Source organism: Campylobacter fetus subsp. fetus, assembly GCF_900475935.1.
In the GTDB taxonomy this organism is placed as follows: domain Bacteria; phylum Campylobacterota; class Campylobacteria; order Campylobacterales; family Campylobacteraceae; genus Campylobacter; species Campylobacter fetus.
The window spans coordinates 240,018-261,505 of the sequence record NZ_LS483431.1; the positions used below are offsets into that span (position 1 = coordinate 240,018).

Annotated in this window: 23 protein-coding genes; 15 read left to right on the forward strand and 8 right to left on the reverse strand. The window is 33.7% G+C overall.

Annotated features, from left to right (window positions below; all coding sequences use genetic code 11):
• Window positions 1-3: 3 nt before the first annotated feature.
• From fliH to DQN38_RS01365, 8 genes are all read right to left on the reverse strand, one after another.
• Entirely contained in the window at window positions 4-801 is a 798-nt protein-coding gene (gene fliH, locus DQN38_RS01330; RefSeq protein ID WP_002848347.1) for a flagellar assembly protein FliH, read from the reverse strand.
• Window positions 798-1,826: a flagellar motor switch protein FliG gene (gene fliG, locus DQN38_RS01335; protein ID WP_002848349.1), complete on the reverse strand. Its 1,029-nt coding sequence runs from the start codon at window positions 1,824-1,826 to the stop codon at window positions 798-800. Before fliG ends, fliH begins: the two co-directional genes overlap by 4 nt.
• Window positions 1,826-3,532 carry a flagellar basal-body MS-ring/collar protein FliF gene (gene fliF, locus DQN38_RS01340; protein WP_011731758.1) on the reverse strand — a complete coding sequence of 569 codons (1,707 nt, stop codon included), beginning with the start codon at window positions 3,530-3,532 and terminating at the stop codon, window positions 1,826-1,828. Before fliF ends, fliG begins: the two co-directional genes overlap by 1 nt.
• A gap of 6 nt (window positions 3,533-3,538) precedes the next feature.
• The gene (gene hisC / locus DQN38_RS01345) at window positions 3,539-4,639 is read right to left on the reverse strand and encodes a histidinol-phosphate transaminase (protein WP_011731759.1); all 1,101 of its coding nucleotides are present in this window, start codon (window positions 4,637-4,639) and stop codon (window positions 3,539-3,541) included.
• Window positions 4,640-4,641: 2 nt separating this feature from the next.
• Window positions 4,642-5,718: a prephenate dehydratase gene (gene pheA / locus DQN38_RS01350; RefSeq protein ID WP_002848356.1), complete on the reverse strand. Its 1,077-nt coding sequence runs from the start codon at window positions 5,716-5,718 to the stop codon at window positions 4,642-4,644.
• Window positions 5,705-6,484 (reverse strand): HAD-IIA family hydrolase, encoded by a 780-nt coding sequence (locus DQN38_RS01355; RefSeq protein ID WP_011731760.1) that lies wholly within the window; start codon window positions 6,482-6,484, stop codon window positions 5,705-5,707. Before DQN38_RS01355 ends, pheA begins: the two co-directional genes overlap by 14 nt.
• On the reverse strand, window positions 6,484-7,695 hold the full coding sequence (gene lysA / locus DQN38_RS01360) for a diaminopimelate decarboxylase (RefSeq protein WP_011731761.1): 1,212 nt from the start codon (window positions 7,693-7,695) through the stop codon (window positions 6,484-6,486). The genes DQN38_RS01355 and lysA overlap by 1 nt, the downstream gene beginning before the upstream one ends.
• 212 nt (window positions 7,696-7,907) lie before the next feature.
• Entirely contained in the window at window positions 7,908-8,969 is a 1,062-nt protein-coding gene (locus DQN38_RS01365; protein ID WP_111738255.1) for an LptF/LptG family permease, read from the reverse strand.
• Window positions 8,970-9,093: 124 nt separating this feature from the next.
• Between DQN38_RS01365 and DQN38_RS01370 the strand changes: the two genes are divergently transcribed.
• The 15 genes from DQN38_RS01370 (at window position 9,094) to rsmI (ending at window position 21,477) form a co-directional block, all read left to right on the forward strand.
• Window positions 9,094-9,732, forward strand: coding sequence for a TVP38/TMEM64 family protein (locus tag DQN38_RS01370; protein ID WP_167497328.1), 639 nt, complete (start codon window positions 9,094-9,096; stop codon window positions 9,730-9,732).
• 48 nt (window positions 9,733-9,780) lie between these two features.
• Window positions 9,781-10,395: a non-canonical purine NTP pyrophosphatase gene (locus DQN38_RS01375; protein ID WP_065844060.1), complete on the forward strand. Its 615-nt coding sequence runs from the start codon at window positions 9,781-9,783 to the stop codon at window positions 10,393-10,395.
• A gap of 284 nt (window positions 10,396-10,679) precedes the next feature.
• Entirely contained in the window at window positions 10,680-12,734 is a 2,055-nt protein-coding gene (locus DQN38_RS01380) for a TonB-dependent receptor plug domain-containing protein (RefSeq protein WP_057040840.1), read from the forward strand.
• On the forward strand, window positions 12,734-13,681 hold the full coding sequence (locus tag DQN38_RS01385) for an LLM class flavin-dependent oxidoreductase (protein ID WP_065844196.1): 948 nt from the start codon (window positions 12,734-12,736) through the stop codon (window positions 13,679-13,681). The genes DQN38_RS01380 and DQN38_RS01385 overlap by 1 nt, the downstream gene beginning before the upstream one ends.
• Entirely contained in the window at window positions 13,674-14,687 is a 1,014-nt protein-coding gene (locus DQN38_RS01390) for an ABC transporter substrate-binding protein (protein WP_170117928.1), read from the forward strand. Before DQN38_RS01385 ends, DQN38_RS01390 begins: the two co-directional genes overlap by 8 nt.
• Complete coding sequence (locus tag DQN38_RS01395; RefSeq protein ID WP_002848375.1) at window positions 14,674-15,654, forward strand: FecCD family ABC transporter permease; 981 nt, start codon at window positions 14,674-14,676, stop codon at window positions 15,652-15,654. Before DQN38_RS01390 ends, DQN38_RS01395 begins: the two co-directional genes overlap by 14 nt.
• Window positions 15,651-16,379: an ABC transporter ATP-binding protein gene (locus tag DQN38_RS01400; protein WP_010401403.1), complete on the forward strand. Its 729-nt coding sequence runs from the start codon at window positions 15,651-15,653 to the stop codon at window positions 16,377-16,379. The genes DQN38_RS01395 and DQN38_RS01400 overlap by 4 nt, the downstream gene beginning before the upstream one ends.
• Window positions 16,376-17,167, forward strand: a complete 792-nt coding sequence (locus DQN38_RS01405) for a class I SAM-dependent methyltransferase (RefSeq protein WP_011731763.1) — start codon at window positions 16,376-16,378, stop codon at window positions 17,165-17,167. Before DQN38_RS01400 ends, DQN38_RS01405 begins: the two co-directional genes overlap by 4 nt.
• A gap of 10 nt (window positions 17,168-17,177) precedes the next feature.
• The gene (gene exbB, locus DQN38_RS01410; RefSeq protein WP_002848380.1) at window positions 17,178-17,606 is read left to right on the forward strand and encodes a TonB-system energizer ExbB; all 429 of its coding nucleotides are present in this window, start codon (window positions 17,178-17,180) and stop codon (window positions 17,604-17,606) included.
• A gap of 47 nt (window positions 17,607-17,653) precedes the next feature.
• Window positions 17,654-17,983 carry a biopolymer transporter ExbD gene (locus DQN38_RS01415; RefSeq protein ID WP_002848381.1) on the forward strand — a complete coding sequence of 110 codons (330 nt, stop codon included), beginning with the start codon at window positions 17,654-17,656 and terminating at the stop codon, window positions 17,981-17,983.
• The gene (locus tag DQN38_RS01420; RefSeq protein WP_170117929.1) at window positions 17,949-18,743 is read left to right on the forward strand and encodes an energy transducer TonB; all 795 of its coding nucleotides are present in this window, start codon (window positions 17,949-17,951) and stop codon (window positions 18,741-18,743) included. The genes DQN38_RS01415 and DQN38_RS01420 overlap by 35 nt, the downstream gene beginning before the upstream one ends.
• Before the next feature lie 181 nt (window positions 18,744-18,924).
• Entirely contained in the window at window positions 18,925-20,139 is a 1,215-nt protein-coding gene (locus DQN38_RS01425; protein ID WP_002848383.1) for a saccharopine dehydrogenase family protein, read from the forward strand.
• Window positions 20,136-20,396 carry a hypothetical protein gene (locus DQN38_RS01430; protein WP_002848384.1) on the forward strand — a complete coding sequence of 87 codons (261 nt, stop codon included), beginning with the start codon at window positions 20,136-20,138 and terminating at the stop codon, window positions 20,394-20,396. The genes DQN38_RS01425 and DQN38_RS01430 overlap by 4 nt, the downstream gene beginning before the upstream one ends.
• Window positions 20,397-20,456: 60 nt before the next feature.
• Complete coding sequence (rpmE, locus tag DQN38_RS01435) at window positions 20,457-20,657, forward strand: 50S ribosomal protein L31 (protein WP_002848387.1); 201 nt, start codon at window positions 20,457-20,459, stop codon at window positions 20,655-20,657.
• Window positions 20,658-20,661: 4 nt separating this feature from the next.
• Complete coding sequence (rsmI, locus tag DQN38_RS01440) at window positions 20,662-21,477, forward strand: 16S rRNA (cytidine(1402)-2'-O)-methyltransferase (RefSeq protein WP_065844110.1); 816 nt, start codon at window positions 20,662-20,664, stop codon at window positions 21,475-21,477.
• Window positions 21,478-21,488: the final 11 nt, after the last annotated feature.

Consider the following 21,488-nt stretch of genomic DNA (forward strand, 5'->3'; position numbering starts at 1 on the left):
ATCTTACTCGCTTAAAATTTTCTTGATTTTTGCAAATCTCGCCATCACGCTTCCGTCTATATTTCCAACTTCGCTTAAAACTATAACTCCGCCAGCATTTATAGCATCATCACTCGTAATTTTTATATGTGAGTTTAAATTTAAATTTGCTTTTAAAAACTCATAATCTTTTGGATTTGTTTTTATCTCTATGCTAGTTGCGTCATTTAGTTCGCTGATCAAGCTTTTAGCAATATTTGAAGCAACTACAGATGAACTATCTTTTATCTCTTTTATGACTACTTCTTTTGCTATTTCTATAGCAGTACTTGCTAGTTCTTGCTGACTTGATGCGTATAGTGCTTCTAGTTTTGATTTTTCTTCATCAAGTTTTTCTATGGAATGCATATACTTTTTTTCTATCTCGTTTAACTCGGCTTCAAATTCGGTTTTTGCCGCCATATGACCTTCTTTTAAAGCTTCGTCTTTAGTTCTTGCAACTTCTTGTTCTAATCTTACTTTAAATTCATTTTCTTGATTTTCTATCTGCATTTGCAGTTTTATTATATTGCCGCTTAATTCATCGGTTCGTTTTAATAGCTCTTCAATAAAACTCGGCTCTAATTTAGGCTCTTCTTGATGAGTTTGGCTCTCTTTCTCGACTTCTTGTTTTGGAGCCTGAGTTTCGGTTTGCTCTTCTAAATTTGAAACCGTTTCTTGCTCTTTTACATCGTTTGTAGGAAATGCGCCTAAAACCTTAAATCTATAAGGCTCTATAGTATGTTCTGCATTTTTGTTATCTATGACGTTACTTTGTTTCATTCTATCATCTCATCACTTTCGCCTACTTGGAATACTCCTTCTTCGGCTAGTTTCTGGACTAATTCTACGACGCGCCTTTGTGCTTCTTCTACCTCTTTTACGCGTACGGCTCCTAAGAATTGCATCTCTTCTACGAATGCTTCACTTGCGCGTTGACTCATATTTGCTAAGAATTTCTGTTTTAGCTCTTCGCCGCTACCTTTTAATCCAACCATAAGATCTTTTTTATCTACTACTTTTAATATCTCTCTTATAGCATTATTATCAAGAGTATTAATATCTTCAAAAGTAAACATCATTTCTTTTATGGTTACGGCTAAGCTAGGATCGCTTTGTTCAATGATACCGATAGTGGATTTGCTAGCTTTTTGACCAAGACGGTTGAGCACTTCGGCGACTGCTCTTGGACCTCCGACTTCAACTTTGTAGCTAGTAAGACTTTCAAGTTTGCTTTCTAATACGGTTGATACGCGTTTTACGACAGATGGGCTTATGTCGCCTAAATTTGCCATACGTATGATAACTTCGCTTCTTAAATCATCTGGAAAATACACAAGAGTTTCAGCAGCGCTAGTTGCATCCATATGAGCTACTATCAATGCTATTGTTTGTGGATGTTCTTTTACTATAAAATCTGCTAGTTGCTGAGGTCTTACTTGGCTAAGATAACCAAAAGATTTTGTAGTTTCCATGGATTTTTGTAGTTTATCCATGATTTTTTGAGCAATTTCTGGTCCAAATGTTCTAAATAATATCTCTTTAGCATACTCAATACCGCCGCTTTTCATATATTGATTTGACTGCATAAGTGCGTAAAATTCTTCCAATACCGCCGCCGCAACTGTTTTATCTATAGTTTTTGCACTTGCTATGTATCTTGAAATTTCAGTTATAACATCTATATCCATATGTGAAAATACAAGAGTGGTGGCATCTTCTCCTAATTGTATAAGAAGTATGGCTACTTTTTCTGGCATGCTAAGATCATCATATATCATTTTTTGCTGTTCATTTAGCTTTGTCATCAAAACTCCTTACGCGAGTTGAAGTCTGAGTCATTTTTTATCATTCCTTGAAGAAGAGTTGATATTTCTTCGCTTCTTTCAGATACTATAAGTTTCATTTTTTCTAGCAATACCTCATATTTTAATTCATCTTCGTTGAAATCCTCTCCGATACCAAGCTCATCTTCAACTCTTTTTCTTGCGGCTTTGAATTTTTCCAAAGTATCTTCGGCTTCTTCTTCTATATTACTCTCTTCTTTTTGCGGCTCAAAGTCTTCATCTTTAGCATTTTCGACCATTTTTTGCAAGAATGGAGTAATGACTTTTTTATAAAATACAAATAGTATAAGCAGCACTATAAGATATTTAATTATCGGAGTTAGAGGTTTTAGGTATGAGTCATAAAATATTCCTATTTTTGTCGTATTTGCATTTAAATTTCCGGCTTTTTTAAATTCAAAATTGCTAACTGTGACTTCATCTCCTCTTGTCGAGTTGTAACCGATAGTTTGTTCAACTAGAGATTTTATCTTATTTATCTCATCTTCGCTTAGAGGCACATAAGCTATTGTATCGCTTAAACTACCGTCTTCTTTCTTCTCTCTTTCATACTTTCCATCTACGACAACAGCTGCGGTCACTCTTTTTATTGTTGCATATTGATCTTTGACTTTGATAATTTTTTTAGATATTTCATAGTTTGTATTAGCTACGTTTTTTGTGTATAACTCATCTGGTTTATTTTGATCTAAGCCTTCTACTGGCCCTATATTGCTAACTGCTCCTGGAACTCCACCAACTTCTTTTGGCTGTTTTCCCTCTCTTTTTTCTTCTATATTTTGTTCGCTTCTTATTACGGAGTTTGGATCATAAATTTCACTTTGACTATCTTTTACGGAAAAGTCAAACTCTATGCTGACTTTTGCAGTTACTTTATCTCTTCCGCCTGTGAATTTTCCTATCATATCAATAATTTTTTGCTCATATGTATTTTCAAATTCTTTTTTATATTTTATTTGTGAAGCTACTAATTCACTTTCTAAAGCTATTTCGTCATCCCCTACTGCTACTCCGTCTTGAGTGACTATTTTCACATCTTCGGCTTTTAAATTTGTAACTGATCCAGCTACTATCCTTTTTATACCGTCTATCTGTTTTCTATTTAGTTTTTCACCGTCTTTTATCTTTACTACTACTGAAGCAGTCGGCGGTACTTGTCTTTCCGTAAATACGCTATCTTTAGGAAATGCGATATAAACAGTAGCTTTTTCTATGGGTTCAAGACCTTCTATCGTCTTTGAAAGTTCTCCTTGAATGGCTCTTTGAAACTTAACTCTTTGCTCATTATCAGTAGCGCCGAAATCTTGTTTATCAAATATCTCAAAACCGTTTTTACCGTCTTTCATTATCCCAAGGCTTGCTACTGCTATTCTCTCTTTATAAACGCTTTTAGTAGGAACTAATATAGTGCCTTCATTTGCTAATTTATAAGTTACTCCATCTTTTTCTAGTTGAGCTATTATTTGAGCTGAGTCGGCGGGATTTAAATTTCTAAATAGTATGCTGTATCCGTCATACTCAGATCCAGAGCTGCTGCTTTTATATAGGCTTAAAAATACTAAAAATCCAACCACTATAACAACACTGCTAGCTGCTACAATCTTCTGTTTTAGCGTAAGATTTTGATATAGCTGACCGACTTGATGAAATAGAGTCTTGTAATCCATATTTTATTAAATTTCCTTTTTTAGCATATCTAAAACGCGTCTGTTTTGTTCATTTTTTCCTATTGTTATCCTGATCGCATTCATTGAGTAACTTTTTAAATTTCTTAATATTATACCTTGTTTTAATAAGTTGTCACAAATTTTAGTAGCATTTTGATGTTGATCAAATATAAAAGTAATGAAATTTGTGTAGCTTTCTATAAATTCTATACTGTTTTCTTTTGCAAATTCCTCATAAACTTTCATCTCTTTAAAATTATTTTCCAATGTCTCTTTTAGAAAATCATTATCTTTTAAAGCCTCAATCGCTGCCGCAAGACTAAGCGTCGTTATATTAAACGGTGCTCGCAATCTATGAAGAGCTTTTATAATTTCTTCATTTGCTATGCCATATCCAACTCTCATTCCGCCAAGTCCGTAAGCTTTTGAAAATGTTCCTAGATAAAGAGCATTTGAGAAAGTCTGGATTAGCGTTTTTGGGTCTATCTCTTTTTTGCTACTTTTGAACTTAGCAAATTCCATATAAGCGCCGTCTATAACTACCAAAGTATCTTCGCTCACGTCTTTTATAAAAGAAAAAACTTCATCGGCGTCCAAACACTCCCCAAGAGGATTGTTTGGAAGACACAAAAATATAACCGAAATATCATTTTTATTTGTACGGTAAATTTCTCTAAACTCGGCTAAATTATGCTCTTTACTCTTTGTTTTGTAAATTTTTGCTCCAACATGTTTAGCATAAATTTCATACATCGCAAACGTTACTCCGCTTACTAAAATACCCTTTTTTTCATTTGCCTTAGCATGAAGAGCAAACTCAATTATCTGATCGCTTCCACTACCGATTATCACATTTTTCGGCTCTACTTTATATAAATTTGATAGTCCGTCTTTTAGCTCATAGTAGCTATCATCTGGATATAAACTACTATTTTGTGCTACGTTTTTTATCTTTTCTATAACTTTTTTGCTAGTTCCTAGCGGATTTTCATTGCTAGCTAATTTTATAATATCGTTTTGATCTATTCCAAATTCACGAATAACTAGCTCTATAGGTTTTCCGGCTTCATAAATAGGTAAATTTTCTATATGGCTATTAAATTTCATTTTTATCCTTCTTGATTGATATAACTTCCAAGCCATGTTATATCATGACCGTTTTTCGCAGCTAATTCTAGCACTTTTTTTATATTTTCCTCATCAATGTGGCCTTCAAAATCTATATAAAATACAGTTTGAAAATCTTTTTGTTTTATAGGACGACTTTCAAGTTTGGTTAAATTTATACCTTCGTTTTTAAACATAGATAATAGTTCAACTAATCCGCCTGGTCTGTGCGCTGTTTTAGCCAAAATACTCGTTTTATTATGTTCACTTTTACCGTTTTTAAAGTCGCTTAATACAAAAAATCTAGTTCTGTTTGCAAGATTATCTTCTATCGTATCAAATACTATAGGAACGTTATTTATATGCGCGGCTATCTTTGAACAGATGGCTGCTGAGTCTTTTTCTTTTGATGCTAGAAATGCAGCTTCTGCGGTAGATTTTGTCGGTATAAAAGTAACTTCATTTAGATTGTGATCATCTAAAAATCTACGACATTGATTGTAGCCTTGAGGGTGAGAATATATTTTTTTGATATCTTTTAAGTTTTCGCTCATGCTAACAAAGCTATGATGAATATCCATATAAATTTCGGCTACAATTTTTACATTTTCATATTTTCTAAGACAATCAAGAGTGATTCCAACAGCGCCTTCTGTGTTGTTTTCTATAGGCACGACTCCGTATTTCGCTTCTTTATTATCAAGTTCTCTAAATACGGCTTCTATGCTTGAAAGCGCCGTATAGCTGCTCATAGCGCCAAATCTACTTTCGGCGGCTTGATGAGTATAAGTGCCGATAGGACCTAAAAACGCTACTTTTTGCGGCATTTCTAGATTTCTGCTTACGGCAAAAATTTCAAGATAAATGGCCTCTATAGCTTCTTTACTAAGCTTATTGTCTTTAGTGGATTCAAGGCGAGAAAGAATCGCCCGCTCGCGTTCAGGGCGATATATGGCAGTTTTACTGCTCTGTTTTAGCTCGCCTATTTTTTGAACATATCTCATTCTATTATTTAGTAAAGATAAAATTTGATCATCTATATCATCAATTTTAGTTCTTAGCTCATCAATACTTTGCATTTATCGCCTTTAAAACTTCGCTTATATCTTTATAAACGCTATCTAAAATGTCTTTTTTTACGCCGCTTTTATTTTGGTCGCTAACTTTTCCGCTAAGCACAAGCGATGTTTTCATACCAATCTCTTTAGCTCCTTTTAAGTCGCCTTTTGCATCGTCGCTTATTATAGTTATATCTTTAAATTCGACTTTACTGCTTTGCAAATTTAAGAGCCTTAAAGCCTCATTATAAAATGCTTTACTAGGCTTTCCGACAGCTTCATGGCTAATTCCTGTTGCATAATTTATCATAGCGGATATGGCGCCGACTCCAGGATAAAGCCTTCCGTTTTTTTTGTATATGCTAGTTTCATGCATAGCGATGAGCTTTGCCCCGTTTAAAACAAGCTCGTTTATACTTGCAAAATCACTAAATTTAAAATCATCCCAACTAGCGATAAGAACCGCTTTTGGCTCTTTAAAATCCTCTTTATACCCAAGATTTTTCATGGTATCTACAAACTGAGTAGCGCCAAACATAGCGCAATTACAAGGCGGAAGTATCTCTTCTAAAACGCAAAACGGATCAAGGTAAGCCCCGTCTTTGATTTGCAGTCCGATTTTACGCAAATTTGCTAAAAAATCCAAGCTTTTTGCTTTTGTATTGTTTGTTATGACAACATACGGAATATTTTTTGAATTTAAAAACTCTATGAGCTCACAAGCTCCATTAATAGGGCTTTTATCCGTGTCGCTTATAAGCGTTCCTTGCACATCTATAAAATACATTATATAAACTCTTTCTCGTTTTTAACTAAATCTTCAAAACTCTCTCTTTGACGAATAAGTCTATCTTTACCGCCACAAACGGCGACTTCAGCAGTTCTTAATCTCGAATTATAGTTGCTAGACATACAAAATCCATATGCGCCGGCTGATTTTACTACCAAAATATCTCCGCTTGACTGCTTTGGTAAATTTACGTTTTTACCTAAAAAGTCGCCGCTTTCGCATATCGGACCCACCACGTCGCAAAGCTCTTTTTTTCCGCTATTTAAAGCGATAATTTCATGATGAGCTTCATATAAACTAGGGCGCAATAGATCATTCATAGCTCCATCTACTATGATAAATCTTTTTTTATCATCGCTGTGAGTATCATTTATCTTTTCATATAAAACTTTTGTTATAAAAACTCCGGCGTTTCCGACTAAAAATCTTCCCGGTTCGCATATTATGGTTATATCTTCACCTTTAAGCGCTGCTAGAATTCCTTGAGCATAGCCGTATAGATCAGGATCTTTTTCGTTTTCATATCTTATTCCTATTCCTCCGCCTACATCAAAAAATTTGATATCGATATCAAGAGCTTTAAGTTCTCTTAAAAGGTCGCTTACTATATTTGCAGCTTCTATAACAGGTTTTAGATCTGTTAGCTGACTTCCTATGTGAAAGTGTATTCCAACCGGATCTAAAAATTCACTTTTATGGGCGTAAAGATACATTTTACGGGCTTTTTCTATCCCGACTCCAAATTTATTTTTACTAAGCCCAGTTGATATGTATGGATGAGTTTTTGGATCTACATTGGGATTTACTCGTACTGAAATTCTGGCTTTTTTATTAAGTTTTTTTGCGATACTTTCGACTCTCTTCATCTCTTCTTCGCTTTCTAAATTTAGCATTAAAATATCTAAATTTAAAGCTTCTTCTATCTCTTCATCGCTTTTTCCTACGCCACTATATATGATTTTATAATTTTGCGCACCTGCTAAAATCGCTTTTTTTACCTCTCCTATGCTTACGCAGTCAAATCCTGCTCCAAGATCTGCTATATGCTTTAGTAAGCTTAAATTTGAGTTTGCTTTTAGAGCGTAGCATATAAGTGATTTTCTTGCGTTAAATTCTTTTTTTAATTTATTATATTGATTTTGTATATAATCAAAATCATAGGCATAAAGAGGTGTTCCGTATTTTTTAGCTAGCAAGCTGTAATCCATAAAAATCTCCAAAAATGTAAAATACCTGATATTTTATCCAAATTTTAATAAAATTCCGATAAAGTATAAGAATTTTGAAGATAGATTTACATTTAAGATTTAACTATATTTAATTATTTGTAAGAAAAATTAAAAGAAAACGAATGTGAGATAGATGTGTCAAAATTAACAGAATATTCATATGATACAAAGGCTCTAAATACAAAAAATATCTAACGATGCTGGTAAAATTTAAATCCTGCAAATGAAGCGAGTATGATAATAGGCAAAATTACTCCGATTTCTGGGATTATAACTCCGTTTAAACTAAATCTAATAAGCACAAAAAGCACTCCCCAAATGCACAGTGTGACGATAACATAGATAAAACTTGCTAAAGCAAGGTTAAAAAATCTTCCCGTTATCGGTAGATAGTAGTATAAGATAAGAACCATAAGCGGAGCAAATAGAGGAAAAAATATGAGTGAATACAGTGTAGATTTTATCTTGTTTAAATTAATTCCCTCGTTTTTTAAAGTTCTTAAAGAGTCGATCGCATCTGTGATAGAATAATTACTATTTGTTTGGTATATATTTTCTATAGTTCTTGGTTTGAATCCACTTAGTATAAGAAGCTCTTTTTGGGTATTTTCTATATATCCGGTAGCGTTTAGTTCAAGACGTGGCGGCAGACTTATTATATCAACATCAAAAAGCTTCCAGCTGTTGTCTTCGAATTTAGCTTTTTTTGCGGTAATTTGACCTATAATATCGCCGTCTTGAGTTTCAAATATTTTTATTTTATTTGCTTCTCCGATAGCAGGATACAACTCGTCTATGTAGATAAATTTGTTTTTGTATTTTAAAAATATACTATTTGAAGATTTATTAAATCCTTGAAAATTTATCAAGCTTTTTTGATAGTCTCTAGCATATGCAAATGAAGTACTAGATAAATATATATATAAACAGGTTATGATAAGAGATATTATAAACGGACTAAGTATAAGAGTATTTTTGCTTATTCCAAGAGAGTAGAAACTAACTAGTTCGTTGCTTCTTATCATATTTATTTTTGAAACTATAAGAGCAAAAACTAAACTTATCGGAAGTACGTAATTTACCGCAGTTAGTGCAGTAAGGCTTAGATAAATAAGCTGCAAATTCGCACTTTTTGGAAAATCTTTTAAATTTGTTAATGTATCAATACCTATATAAAATAGCTCCAAAGCCATAAAAATAATAATAAAATATTTTAAATAAACTAAACCGGTATATTTTGAAAATAGTTTCATAATTTTAGCCCAAAAATTTAACTTAACTTTAGATTTTATCAAATTTAGACTTAAAGTATTAACTAAATTTAGTTAGAATTTTTCAAATTTGTTTTTGTATATATTTTACATACGATTGGAAGCTATGAAAAACAGCATTTTTAAATTTATTATTTTTATCTTTTTGATAGTCGCTTGTTTTTTAATATTTGACAACTTGAGTTTTGAAATATTAAAAAATTATATAGAAAGTCATTCTAAATTTAGCGCAGTTATTTATATACTATCTTGGATTATTTTACCTATTTTTATGTTTCCGGCAGCTATATTAGCTCTTGTGGGCGGAGCGTTTTTCGGAATTGCTGAAGGTTTGATTTTGACTATGATAGGAGTCAGTATAAACTCGGTTATAATGTATTTTCTAGGAAGATTTTTAGGTAAGGATTTTTTAGCTAAATTCTTTGATATTTATAAATTTAAAACAGCTTATATAAAAGATGAGTTTTTTACTATATTTTTACTTAGACTTATACCTATTATTCCTTATAACGCTATAAATTATTTTGCCGGAGCTTTTGCTTTTAGGTTTTGGAAATTTTTTTTAGGAAGCTTTTTTGGTAAGGTTTTGAGCAGTATCGTATTTTTAAATTTAGGAGTAAATGCTTCTAATGTAGGAACAGCACAGTTTTGGTGGGCAGTTTTTTGGGTGTTTGTTTTGGTTTTGGTTTCTATAGGTTTAAAGTTATTTTACGGTCGTATCTTTAAATTTGTAACCAAATTTTAGATTAAGCCGTTCTTAGTAGAATTACTTTTTTAAATTCAAGGAAAAATCGTGAAAATAGTTTTAGCAACAAATAATAAAGATAAAGTAAAAGAGATAAAAGCCTTTTATGACGGTTATGAAATTTATGCTCTAAATGAGATTTGTGAGCCGTTCGAGATCGATGAAACAGGGTCTAGTTTCAAAGAAAATGCTCTCATAAAAGCAACAGCGGTTTATGCGAAGCTTTGCGCCTTAAAGCTTGAAAATGAGTTTATCGCTCTTAGTGATGATAGCGGAATAAGTGTAGAAGCACTCGGTTTTGCGCCGGGAATTTACTCTGCAAGATATAGCGGAAAAGATGCGACTGACGCTAGCAATAGAAAAAAACTTACCTGTGAACTTCATAAACTCGGACTTAAAAAAAGCGGAGCGTTTTATACTGCTTGTATAGCCGTAGCTTCTAAATTCGGGAATTTTAGCACACATGGATTTATGTACGGCACAGTTATAGACGAAGAGCGCGGCGATAACGGTTTTGGGTATGATTTTATGTTTATGCCCGATGGTTTTGATGGAACCATAGGACAATTAGACGTTAAAACAAAACTAGCCATATCTCACAGATCAAAGGGTTTGGAATTGGCAAAATATATACTAAAAAGTCTTGAAAAATATTACAAATAATATTTAAGTCTAAATTCTTGAGATAAATTTAGACTCTTTTTTCATGCAAAAATAATAAAAATATACAAAAATATACAACAGTGCGTAAAAAATAAACACTTATTCCTGAATTTTCATATTTTTTGTGTTACTTTCGTTTATCAAATTTAATAAAATTAGTATAATATACTGCTTAAATACCATTATAATAGAAAATAAAACTTAAAATATAAATTTTACTATTTTCATAAAAGTAGTTATAATAGCTACAAGTTGAATTTTGTTTAGAAAGGATTTAAATTTGTATGAAAAAAGCATTTATTTTGAGTTGTGCCCTTAGTTCGGTACTATTTGGAGCAGATGGAGTTTATGATCTTGGTCGTATCGAGGTTACTACGCCAAATCAAAAACAAACCATAGCAGAAGGAAGTGATGCGGTAGTCACTCAAAAAGAGATCGCAGAGTCTCTTTCAACTAGCGTAGATCAGGCGATCAGAAATACTCCTGGTGTGTATACGACTCCTTATGCATTAGGATCTCGCGGTGAAGCAGATATAGGTATTCGTGGATTTGGTCGTACACAAATAGGACTATTTATAGATGGAATTCCAGTAAACTCGATCTATGATCGTCAAACCGACTGGTCGCAATTTAATACTTATGACGTATCTCAAATCGATGTAGCAAAAGGCTTTGTAAGTCCGATTTATGGTATAAACTCAATGGGAGGCGCTGTAAATATCATCAGCACTAAACCTACAAAAGAGCTTGAAGCCGGACTAAAATACGGATTATTATCCGGCAAAGAAAATCAAATCGGTGCAAATGTCGGTACAAATCAAGGAAATTGGTATTCTAGTTTTAGTTACTCTTTGGTTGATCGTGATAGTTTTCCGCTTTCAAACGACTACAAACCTACTGATTATCAGCCTGGCGACAAAGCAAGAAATAGCTACTACAAAAATCAAACATTCAAAGCAAAAGTCGGGTTTGAGCCAAGCGAGGGTAGTGAGTATTCGCTTAACGCCGTTATCCAAAGAGGTGAAAAAGGCGGTACCGTAAATGCAAATGGCAACGGTCGTTTTTGGGATTGGCCAAATTACGATAAAAATACTGTTTATTTTTTAGGTCAAACTCAGATAAATGATAAATGGAGTTTAAACTCAAAGATTTATTGGGATAATTTTTATAACGTTTTGCATATGAAGGGCGGCGTCGGAAAAAACGGAACCATCACTCCTGCCGGATTTAGAGGCGTAAGTATCTATGATGATCATAGTTTTGGTTTGATAGAAACAGCAAAATACCAGATAGATGATACAAAAGAGCTTCAATTTGGCGCAAATTTACGCTATAACCATACGAATAACGATAATTATAACTTTGTAGATGCAAATAAAGGCAACTTTAGTCAAGGTAATTTTACTGATGCTGATGAGTATGAAGACTTCCAAACTTCGTTATTTGTGCAGTTTGGCCATCAGTTGAACGATACTTGGCGTTATGTGGTATCTGCTGGATATGATAGAGTGGATACTATAACTGCTATAAGAAAACGCTCAGCTACAAGCGATGGAAAACTGGATTATGAAGTGGATTTGTGGGATTGGAATGCTCAAACTATATTTTTTGCTGATTGGGACAATGCAAATACAACCCACTTCAACATAGGTAAGAAAAATAATTTACCTACTCTAAAAACTCGTTACGGCACACCATGGGGAGCAAGAATACCAAATCCAAATTTAGATACAGAATCAATCTATAATACGGAAATAGGCCATAAATTTGATAACGGTTCTACGATGCTTGGAGCAACTGCATTTTACAACATTTTAAAAAACTCTATCATAACTGTAAATGGGCTAAAAGGCTGTGATAATCCTGATAAAAAAAATGGCTGCTCTATGCTAGATAATGCAAACGGCGGTTATAGTTACGGTCTTGAGCTATCAGCCGAGCAAAGATTGTTCAATGATAGAGTAAATATAGGAGCAAACTATACTTATACGCAAAAGCATACTTCAGCAGACAGCAACAACGGTATAGCGTTAAATAAAATTCAAGACTATCCAAATCACATAGCAAATGCATTTATCTCTTATAGCCCGGTTAAACAAGTTGATTTGGTATTAAGCGGAACATACAGAAGTGCGCAATGGACTTATGATGAGATGACCGGATATGAAAATCAAAACGACGACGTGTTTTTAATGGATTTAAAAGCGAATTTTAGACCTTACAAATCTCTTGAGTTAAGCGTAGGAGCTACAAATTTACTTGATGAAAACTATCAATACAACGGTGGCTATTATATGGCCGGTAGAAGATTTTTTGTAACTGCGGAGTATAAGTACTAATGAAACACGGAATCTTTGCGCTATTTGAAAATTTAGAAAATGACGAGAAAAAGAGTTTTAAAGAGGCGTTTAAAACTATAAAATTTATAGAAAAATTAGGTTTTAATGAAGCGTGGATAAGCGAGCATCATTTCAACAGTTTTTCTCTTACTTCTAGTCCGGTTGCGCTCGCAGCCTATGCTCTAGCAAAAACAAAAAGCCTCAAAATCGGCGTTGCGGGATTTATCCTTCCTGCTTATGATACGCTCCGTCTAGCTAGTGATATAGCAAATTTAGAAGCTATCAGCGGCGGTAGATTAATAACTGGTTTTGCAAAAGGCTCGTTTCCTATCATCGATAAAGTTCAAGGTAGAGATCCGAATTTAAATAGAAAAATTATGCTTGAAAAATTAGATGAGTTAAATTTAATGTTTGATGAGCTTAACATCACTCCAAAAGTGTCTAAACCACAGTTTTATATGGCAAGCGTACATGATGAGAGCTTGGGATTTGCCGCTAGACGTGGATATCCTATTTTAGCGAGCATTAGATCAAGTATAGATGATGTTTTGAGCATAAAAGAGCGTTATAAAAAAATAGCCGGATTTTACCCGAAAATGGGACTGATCAGAGCTATTAATATAGGTCAAAATCAAGCCAAATCAAGTCTTGAAGCTAACAAAACTATCAGCTTTTTCTTTAAAGCGATGACCGGAGCGCAAAACGAAGATACGTTTGAAATGGTAAAAGGCAGTGAGTATGAAAAACTTAGAAATGAGTTTTTTGATCCCAAATTGCTACAAAAATTTGCCATAACAGGAGACGTAAAAGAGTGCAAAAAGCAGGTTTTAGAGCTAGTAAAAGTTACTAAAATAGACCATATTTTATTAAAACCAGCAGCCTTAAGCTACAAACGTCATAAAGAAATTTTAAAAGATTATGCTAGAAAGATAATGCCTTATGTTTAAATTTTTACTCTTGTGTTTTTTGGCTATAGCGGCTAATGCTAGTTTGATTTTAGGTAAATTCGAGTGTCAAAACTGCGAAAATCTAAAACCTGAAAATATCAAAAAAGTCTATGCGAGCAATCCAACTCTGCTTTATTCACTTTATAGTTTTGATAAAAGCTTGATAGCAGGGCTTGTTTTCGAGTTTTGGGATATCGAAAAAAGATATCTTGATAAAAATGTGTATAGTTTGCCTGTTGTGGGTGGATTTTACGGGCAAGGTAGAGTGCCGAATATCGAAATGGTATTAAGCTTAAAACCCGATCTCATCATAACCGGCCAAAATACAAAAGACGATCCAAAATACGGCGGTATTTTTAGATCTCTTAAAATACCTGTGTTATATATAGATGATGAAGATAGTTTTGGAGTTCAAGTATATAAGGCATTTGGCGAGATTTTCGGCAACCAAAAAAGAGCGGACGAACTGATAGCTTACGCTAACCAAAGTCAAAAAATGGCTGATAGTTTAGCAAAACTAAGTTTAGATAAGCCAAGCGTTTATTACGCTTTTGGAAAAGGCGGACTTGAGACGGAGTGCGGAAGCTCGAGTTTTATCAAACTTGTAGATCTAGCTGGAGGTGACACGGCTAAGTTTAAGTGCAAATCAAAAAACAAAATGAGCCGCGTAAAGGCAGATTTTGAAAAGATCTTAGCGGCAAACCCTGAAGTCATACTAGTCTATGAAAAGGAATTTTTTGAGAAAATTTGGAGCGATAAAAAGTGGAACTTAATAAACGCCGTAAAAAATAAAAGAGTTTATCTCATACCTAGAAGCCCGTTTTCATGGGTCGGAAAACCTGCAAGTTTTACAAAACTTTTGGGGCTTAGGTGGCTTATGGATGTTTTGCATAAAGACGCTTTAGGCTTAGATATCAGGCGTGAAGCTAGTGAGTTTTACAAGTTATTTTTATATGCAGATCTAAACAAAGACGACCTGGATTTTATATTAAATGAAAAAAATTAGTTTTATTTTTCTTTTTGCTCTGCTCGCTATATTTAGCGTTATATCTTTGACAAACGGTAAATTTGATATAAGTATGAGTGAATATCTGAGAGTTTTTACGGGGATTTTTAGCGGCGAAGAGAGTCCAGCCTCTGTTATCGTACTTGATATCAGGCTTCCTAGGGTGATCGCCGCTATCATCATAGGTGCGGCTCTTGGAGTAGCTGGCGGCGCTTATCAAAATATGTTTATAAATCCTTTGGTAAGTCCGTCTATACTTGGAGTTTTGAGCGGTGCTAGTTTTGGCGCGGCACTTGCTATGGTGATGGGTTTTGGCGTATTTTATCAGATGTGGCTTACTTTTATTTTTGGTTTCGCGGCTGTTTTTTTAGCGGTGATGATCGCTGTATTTGGTGGTAGCAAAAATATGATAATGTTAGTGCTTGGCGGCGTGATATCAAGCTCTCTTTTTAGCTCGTTTTTAGCAGTTTTAAAATACGCAGCAGATCCTAACGAAACGCTTCCTGCAATAACTTATTTTCTTATGGGAAGCCTGAGCTTTGCGACAAAAGACGTTGTTTTTGCGGTTTTTATACCTATGGTTTTTGGTACTTTATCTCTTGTACTTCTTGGCAAACAGATAGACGCTCTTAGTATGGGCGAAGAAGAGGCAAAAAGCCTTGGGGTAAATGTGAGAACGCTTAAAATTTGCATTATATTTTTTGCTACTTTGATATCTGCTTTAAGCGTGATGTTGGCCGGTATCATAGGCTGGATAGGGCTTATCGTGCCTCATATCGCTAGATTTATTTATGGAGCAAACTCACGCACTATGCTTTTTAGTTCGGCATTTATCGGAGCTTTGTTTTTACTGATTTGTGATCTTTTAAGTCGTGAGCTCTTTACTTACGAAGTCCCCATAGGTATAGTTTCAAGCTTTTTTGGAATTCCTATCTTTTTAGCGGTTTTGCTTAGGAGAAGAGCTTGATAAAGTTAGTAAATTTAAGTGTGAAATATGCTAAAAAAGAGGTATTAAATCAAATTTGCTTTGAGTTTGAGGGTGGAATATTAAATATACTTGGCGAAAACGGTTCTGGTAAATCGAGCCTTTTAAAAGCTAGTTTGGGGCTTGTTAAATTTAGAGGAAATGTTTTGATAAACGGAGCCGATTTGTGCTCTTTTAGTCCAAAAGAGCTGGCAAAACTCATAAGCTACATACCTCAATCAAACTACACTCCATTTAACTATAGCGTACTTGATATGGTTTTGATGGGAAGACTTGCATATAAAGGGCTTTTTGATAATTACTCTAAAAACGACCGACTTATAGCTATGGAATCTTTAGAGAGACTTGGTATAATAAATTTAGCCGATGACGAGTTTTTAAACCTTAGCGGAGGACAAAAACAGCTTGTTTTAATAGCTAGAGCTCTAGCTAGCAGGGCAAAAACTATCATAATGGACGAGCCAGTAAACGGACTTGACTTCGGTAATCAAATAAGGCTTTTAGAAATGATAAAAAAAGTAGCGGCTAATGGTTGTAATTTTATCATAACCACACATCATCCAAGACATGCCAAATTTATAGGCGGAAGGGCGATTTTGGTAAAAAACGGTGAGATATTTAAAGACACTTCTAGTGAGCTTTTAGATAGCTCTTTGATATCCAAACTATACGGAGTTAATTATAAAAAATACGAGGAATTACTATGATGATGAGTTCAAATTACGATGAGATAGACTTTGCAAAGCTTTATATAGAGCAAAAAAAGATAAGCACTTTTAAGCCAAAAAGCAGCACAGACTGGGATAAAAAAGCTTCTAGTATGAATGAGAGAGTTCATAAAAGCTATTACGTTGATGAGTTTGTGAGTAAAATAAAATTTGATAAATCTACTACCGTTTTAGATATGGGATGTGGCCCTGGAACGATAGGATTAAAGCTTGCAAAAGACGTTAAAAACGTGCTTTGTTGTGATTATAGTGATGAAATGCTTAAATGCGTTAAATCAAATGCGGCAAATTTAGGTTTAGATAATGTAAAGGTTAAAAAACTATCGTTTGAAGATAGCTGGGAAGAGCTTCCAAAATACGATATAATCATTGCTTCAAGATGTCTTGAAGTAAGTGATGCAAAAGACGCTTTAACAAAACTTATTAGCAAAGCAAATAGGGCAGTTTATATAACTTACAATATCGGAAAAACTTTTTTAGGCGATGAAATAAGTGAAATTATAAGCTCCAAAGTCTATCCAAAGCCTGATTATATCTATATTTTAAACATACTTTATCAAATGCGTTATCTTGCGAAAGTAGATTTTATAAGCCATAGTGATTGTAAATTTAAAACAGAAACTTTCGATGAGTTTATAGCGGCGGTGCAGTGGAGTTATGGAGACAAAGTAAATGACGTAGATAAGCAAAATTTAAAAGTTTATTATGAAAAAAATCGCACTACATACAAAGAGATGAATTGGGCTTTTATAGAAATTTTAGTTTGAGGTCGGCATTATGGAGATAGTTCTGTTTTTAAAGCAAAATATTGATTATATTATTATGGGAATTTTGGGTTTTATGAGTTTTTTTGCGCTATATTTTACCATTGAAAGAGCTCTTTTTTATAGCTTTGTGGATATAGGACATTTTAAAAGCATTAAATCACTTGAGATGGCGCTTACTAAAAACTTAACTTTTTTATACGTGATATACTCAAACGCTCCTTACGTAGGGCTTTTGGGAACAGTTTGCGGGATCATGATAACGTTTTACGATATGGGCGCTTCAGGTAATATAAATGCAAATACTATAATGATGGGACTCTCTTTAGCTCTCAAAGCTACAGCTCTTGGTATTGCCGTGGCTATACCGACTTTGGCGATATATAATTTATTAAATAGAAAAGTAGATATTTTGCTCGCTAAATTTGAGGAAACACTTTGAGGCTTCCTAAAAATGACAGTTTAAATATAGTTCCGTTTATAGATATTATGCTGGTACTACTTTGCATAGTGCTTAGTATATCAACGTTTATAGCTAGTGGACATTTAAAACTAAGTTTGCCAAATGCGAATTCTAGCATGAAAAATATGAAAAAAAGTAGAACCGTTATAATCGTAGATGATCAAAATAACTTATATTTTAATGATATATTAGTAGATAAAGAAGCTTTAAGAAGCGAAATATTTAAACTAGGAAATAGTGAATTGATAGAGATAAAAAGTGATAAAGAGAGTAAATTTGAGACTTTCGTGTGGATCATAGATATATTAAAAGAGAAAAATCATGAAAATTTTTCCATCGTCACAAAAAACAATTAGTATAAATTTGATAGCGTTTTTGATATCGACCGCTTTGCATGTTTGCGTTTTTGCTTACGCGCTAAATTTAGATATTAAATTACCAAAAGAGCAATCAGAACAGAGTTTTAAACTGCCGTTGGCTAAATTTGAAACTCCGATTAACAGTGTAAAAACAGAAGAAGCAAGAGAGCCCCAACAGCCTAAAAAAGAGCAGAAAAAACAGATAATAGATGAAGCGAAACCAAAAAATGAGATAGTAAAAAAACCGCTTCCAAAGCCAAAAAAAGTAGAAAAAAAGCAGATATCAAAAGAAAATACTAAAGCGCCCAACCAGTATATTAAAAATCAAACGTACGAAAAAATTCCGCCTGAAATTCCGTTAAATTCAAATAACATTGATACAAATCAGACTCAAAGTATAAAAAGCAGCAGTTTGACAAAAAGCAGCTCAGAAAACAGTAGTCTTAAATCAGGCGAAAACAGTTCAAATATAGTCTATTTAAAAAGCAATGACGAGCTATTCATAAAGATCAAAAATGAGATTATCAAAAACGTAATTTATCCAAAAGTTGCAAAAAGGCTAGGATATCAAGGCGTAGTAAAAGTGGAGTTTATCTTAGATAAAAACGGCTTAAAAAGCTATGGATTGAAAAGTGAAAGTTCTTTTAATTCGCTAAATGAGGCGGCTATTCAAGCTTTGAAAAAAGCAAGTTCAAATTTCCCGAATGTAGATAAAGAGTATCAAATTTCGCTTGATATCGCTTTTAAAATCAAGTAAATTATAATATAAATTTTAAAAATTAAATTATAATGAAGATAGTCTAATTGATAATTTTTTTTGATTAAATATTATTGCTTAAATTTACTTATAACTTAAATTTATTGTAAAGTAAAAACGATATATTAACATTTTATCAAATTTCAAGTATAATTCATAAAAAATTTATCAAAGGATACAGATGAGCCATATTCTTATAATCGGAGCCGGAGGAGTTAGTCAAGCAGCGACCGTAAAATGTGCTATGAATAGTGAAATTTTCACAAAAATAACTTTAGCAAGCAGGACAAAGAGTAAATGCGATAAAATAGCTAAATTTATAAAAGATCGTTTAAATGTGACCGTAAATACAGCTCAGATCGACGCTGATGATACAAATGCAGTCGTAAATTTGATAAAAGATATAAAAGCGGATTTGTTGTTAAATGTTGCGCTTCCTTATCAGGATCTTACTATTATGGATGCTTGCGCGGAGGCTGGAATTCCATACATCGATACTGCAAATTACGAACATCCAGATACCGCTAAGTTTGAGTACAAGTTGCAATGGGCAAAAGATGGCGATTTTAAAAAATCAAATACTATGGCTCTTCTTGGCAGCGGATTTGACCCGGGTGTGACAAATGTGTATTGTGCGTATGCAAATCAGTATATTTTTGATGAAATACACGAGATCGATATTTTAGATTGTAATGCCGGAGATCACGGATACGCATTTGCTACAAATTTTAACCCTGAGATAAATTTACGCGAAGTAAGCGCAAAGGGCAGATACTGGGAGAATGGTAAATGGATACAAACCGATCCTATGGAGATAATGTTTAAATGGGACTATCCAAAAGTCGGCGTAAAAGATAGTTATCTGCTTTATCACGAAGAGCTTGAGAGTTTAGTAAAAAATATACCTACACTGAAAAGAATTCGCTTTTTTATGACGTTTGGACAAAGTTATTTAACTCATATGAAATGTCTTGAAAATGTAGGAATGCTTCGCATAGACGAAGTAGAGCATAACGGCGTAAAAATTGTACCTATACAGTTTTTAAAGACGCTTTTACCAGATCCTGCTGGACTTGGAGAGAGAACAAAAGGCAAAACAAATATAGGCTGCGTGATAACCGGGGTAAAAGACGCAGTAGAAAAAAAGATCTACATATACAACATATGTGATCACGAAGAGTGTTTCAAAGAGACCGGAGTAGGTGCCGTGAGTTACACTACAGGAGTTCCTGCGATGATAGGAAGTATGATGGTTGCGCGTGGAATTTGGAGCGGTAAAGGTGTGTTTAATATGGAAAATTTCGATTCAAAACCATTTATGGACGAATTAAATAAGCAAGGACTTCCGTGGGAGATCATAGAAATGAAACCGAATGAAACTAGAGTTATAAAATGAAAAAAATTGTTATTTTTCTTGTTTTTTGCACTGCTGTTTTTGCCGAGAATTTAAAAGTTAATTTTATAAGTGAGGATGGGCTAAAGCTTACTATAAATAACAGAGACTATTTGGCTTTGAGCTTACCGTGTAAAGGCTGGAAAATAGGTGATGAACTTGAAATTTTAAGTGGCGATAAAGATGCAAGATGCTTGAACGCAGCGTATCTAAATTTACGCACCAGAACATCTTGCGAGCTGCTTTGCGATGCTAAGTAATTTGGTTTTAAGAATATTTAGTTATAATGCGAAGTTTTATAAAATTTAAAAGGACAAGCAATGAAAAAAGATATACATCCAGAGTATGTTGAATGCACAGTTACTTGCGCTTGTGGCAACACATTTACAAGCAAGTCAAATAAGTCAGAAATCAGAGTTGATATCTGCAGCGAGTGTCACCCATTTTTCACAGGTAGTGAAAAGATCGTAGATAGCGCAGGACGTGTTGATAAATTCAAGAAAAAATATAATATGAAATAAACCGTTGCTCTACTTTCTTCCAACCCCTATAGGGAATTTAGATGATATCTCAAAGAGATGCCTGGACGTCTTAGAACTTTGTGAAATCATCATCTGCGAAGATACTAGAGTAACAAAATCTCTTATAACTCTTTTGAATGCAAAATTTGGCTTACAAATCAGCCCAAAAGAGTTTTACTCACTCCATACTCACAACGAAAAAGATTTTTTTGATAAATTTGATAAAGTTAGGCTTGAAACTAAAATTTGCATTTATGCTAGTGACGCAGGAATGCCTTGCATCAGTGATCCGGGAATTTCGCTAGTCAAATTTGCCCAGCAAAATAGTATAAAATACGAAGTTCTAAGCGGAGCAAACGCTCTTTTACTAGCAGCCGCAGCTAGCGGGATCATAGAAAAAGAATTCACTTTTTTAGGATTTTTGCCGAATTTAGGCAAAGAAAGAGCTATCGCTATCCAAAATGCGTTAAATTCGCTATATCCGGTGATTATATATGAGTCTCCAAAACGAATTTTAAGCCTTATAAAAAGCATATCTGAACTCGATCCTTTAAGGGAAGTTTTTATTATCAAAGAAGCGACTAAAAAATTTGAAGCTAAATTTAAAAATAGTGCTACAAATTTACTCACTCAGCTTGAAAACTCAAATTTAAACGGAGAGTGGTGTGTTGTGATCGATCGTTCTGCAAATAAAGCATTAGAGCGTATCACTACAAAAGATATTATGGAGCTTGATCTGCCTTTAAAACAAAAAGCTAAGCTAATTTCTAAAATAACCGGTGAGAATGCAAAAAAAATATACCAAAATTTGATAACATAAGCTAAATTTTA

Bases quoted from the DNA above. Each gene is read 5' to 3' on its own strand.
- fliH (WP_002848347.1), bottom strand. From the start codon at position 801: ATGAAACAAAGTAACGTCATAGATAACAAAAATGCAGAACATACTATA.
- fliG (WP_002848349.1), bottom strand. From the start codon at position 1,826: ATGACAAAGCTAAATGAACAGCAAAAAATGATATATGATGATCTTAGC.
- fliF (WP_011731758.1), bottom strand. From the start codon at position 3,532: ATGGATTACAAGACTCTATTTCATCAAGTCGGTCAGCTATATCAAAAT.
- hisC (WP_011731759.1), bottom strand. From the start codon at position 4,639: ATGAAATTTAATAGCCATATAGAAAATTTACCTATTTATGAAGCCGGA.
- pheA (WP_002848356.1), bottom strand. From the start codon at position 5,718: ATGCAAAGTATTGATGAGCTAAGAACTAAAATTGATGATATAGATGAT.
- DQN38_RS01355 (WP_011731760.1), bottom strand. From the start codon at position 6,484: ATGTATTTTATAGATGTGCAAGGAACGCTTATAAGCGACACGGATAAA.
- lysA (WP_011731761.1), bottom strand. From the start codon at position 7,695: ATGGATTACAGCTTGCTAGCTAAAAAATACGGAACACCTCTTTATGCC.
- DQN38_RS01365 (WP_111738255.1), bottom strand. From the start codon at position 8,969: ATGAAACTATTTTCAAAATATACCGGTTTAGTTTATTTAAAATATTTT.
- DQN38_RS01370 (WP_167497328.1), top strand. From the start codon at position 9,094: ATGAAAAACAGCATTTTTAAATTTATTATTTTTATCTTTTTGATAGTC.
- DQN38_RS01380 (WP_057040840.1), top strand. From the start codon at position 10,680: ATGAAAAAAGCATTTATTTTGAGTTGTGCCCTTAGTTCGGTACTATTT.
- DQN38_RS01385 (WP_065844196.1), top strand. From the start codon at position 12,734: ATGAAACACGGAATCTTTGCGCTATTTGAAAATTTAGAAAATGACGAG.
- DQN38_RS01390 (WP_170117928.1), top strand. From the start codon at position 13,674: ATGTTTAAATTTTTACTCTTGTGTTTTTTGGCTATAGCGGCTAATGCT.
- DQN38_RS01395 (WP_002848375.1), top strand. From the start codon at position 14,674: ATGAAAAAAATTAGTTTTATTTTTCTTTTTGCTCTGCTCGCTATATTT.
- DQN38_RS01405 (WP_011731763.1), top strand. From the start codon at position 16,376: ATGATGATGAGTTCAAATTACGATGAGATAGACTTTGCAAAGCTTTAT.
- exbB (WP_002848380.1), top strand. From the start codon at position 17,178: ATGGAGATAGTTCTGTTTTTAAAGCAAAATATTGATTATATTATTATG.
- DQN38_RS01415 (WP_002848381.1), top strand. From the start codon at position 17,654: ATGCTGGTACTACTTTGCATAGTGCTTAGTATATCAACGTTTATAGCT.
- DQN38_RS01420 (WP_170117929.1), top strand. From the start codon at position 17,949: ATGAAAATTTTTCCATCGTCACAAAAAACAATTAGTATAAATTTGATA.
- DQN38_RS01425 (WP_002848383.1), top strand. From the start codon at position 18,925: ATGAGCCATATTCTTATAATCGGAGCCGGAGGAGTTAGTCAAGCAGCG.
- DQN38_RS01430 (WP_002848384.1), top strand. From the start codon at position 20,136: ATGAAAAAAATTGTTATTTTTCTTGTTTTTTGCACTGCTGTTTTTGCC.
- rpmE (WP_002848387.1), top strand. From the start codon at position 20,457: ATGAAAAAAGATATACATCCAGAGTATGTTGAATGCACAGTTACTTGC.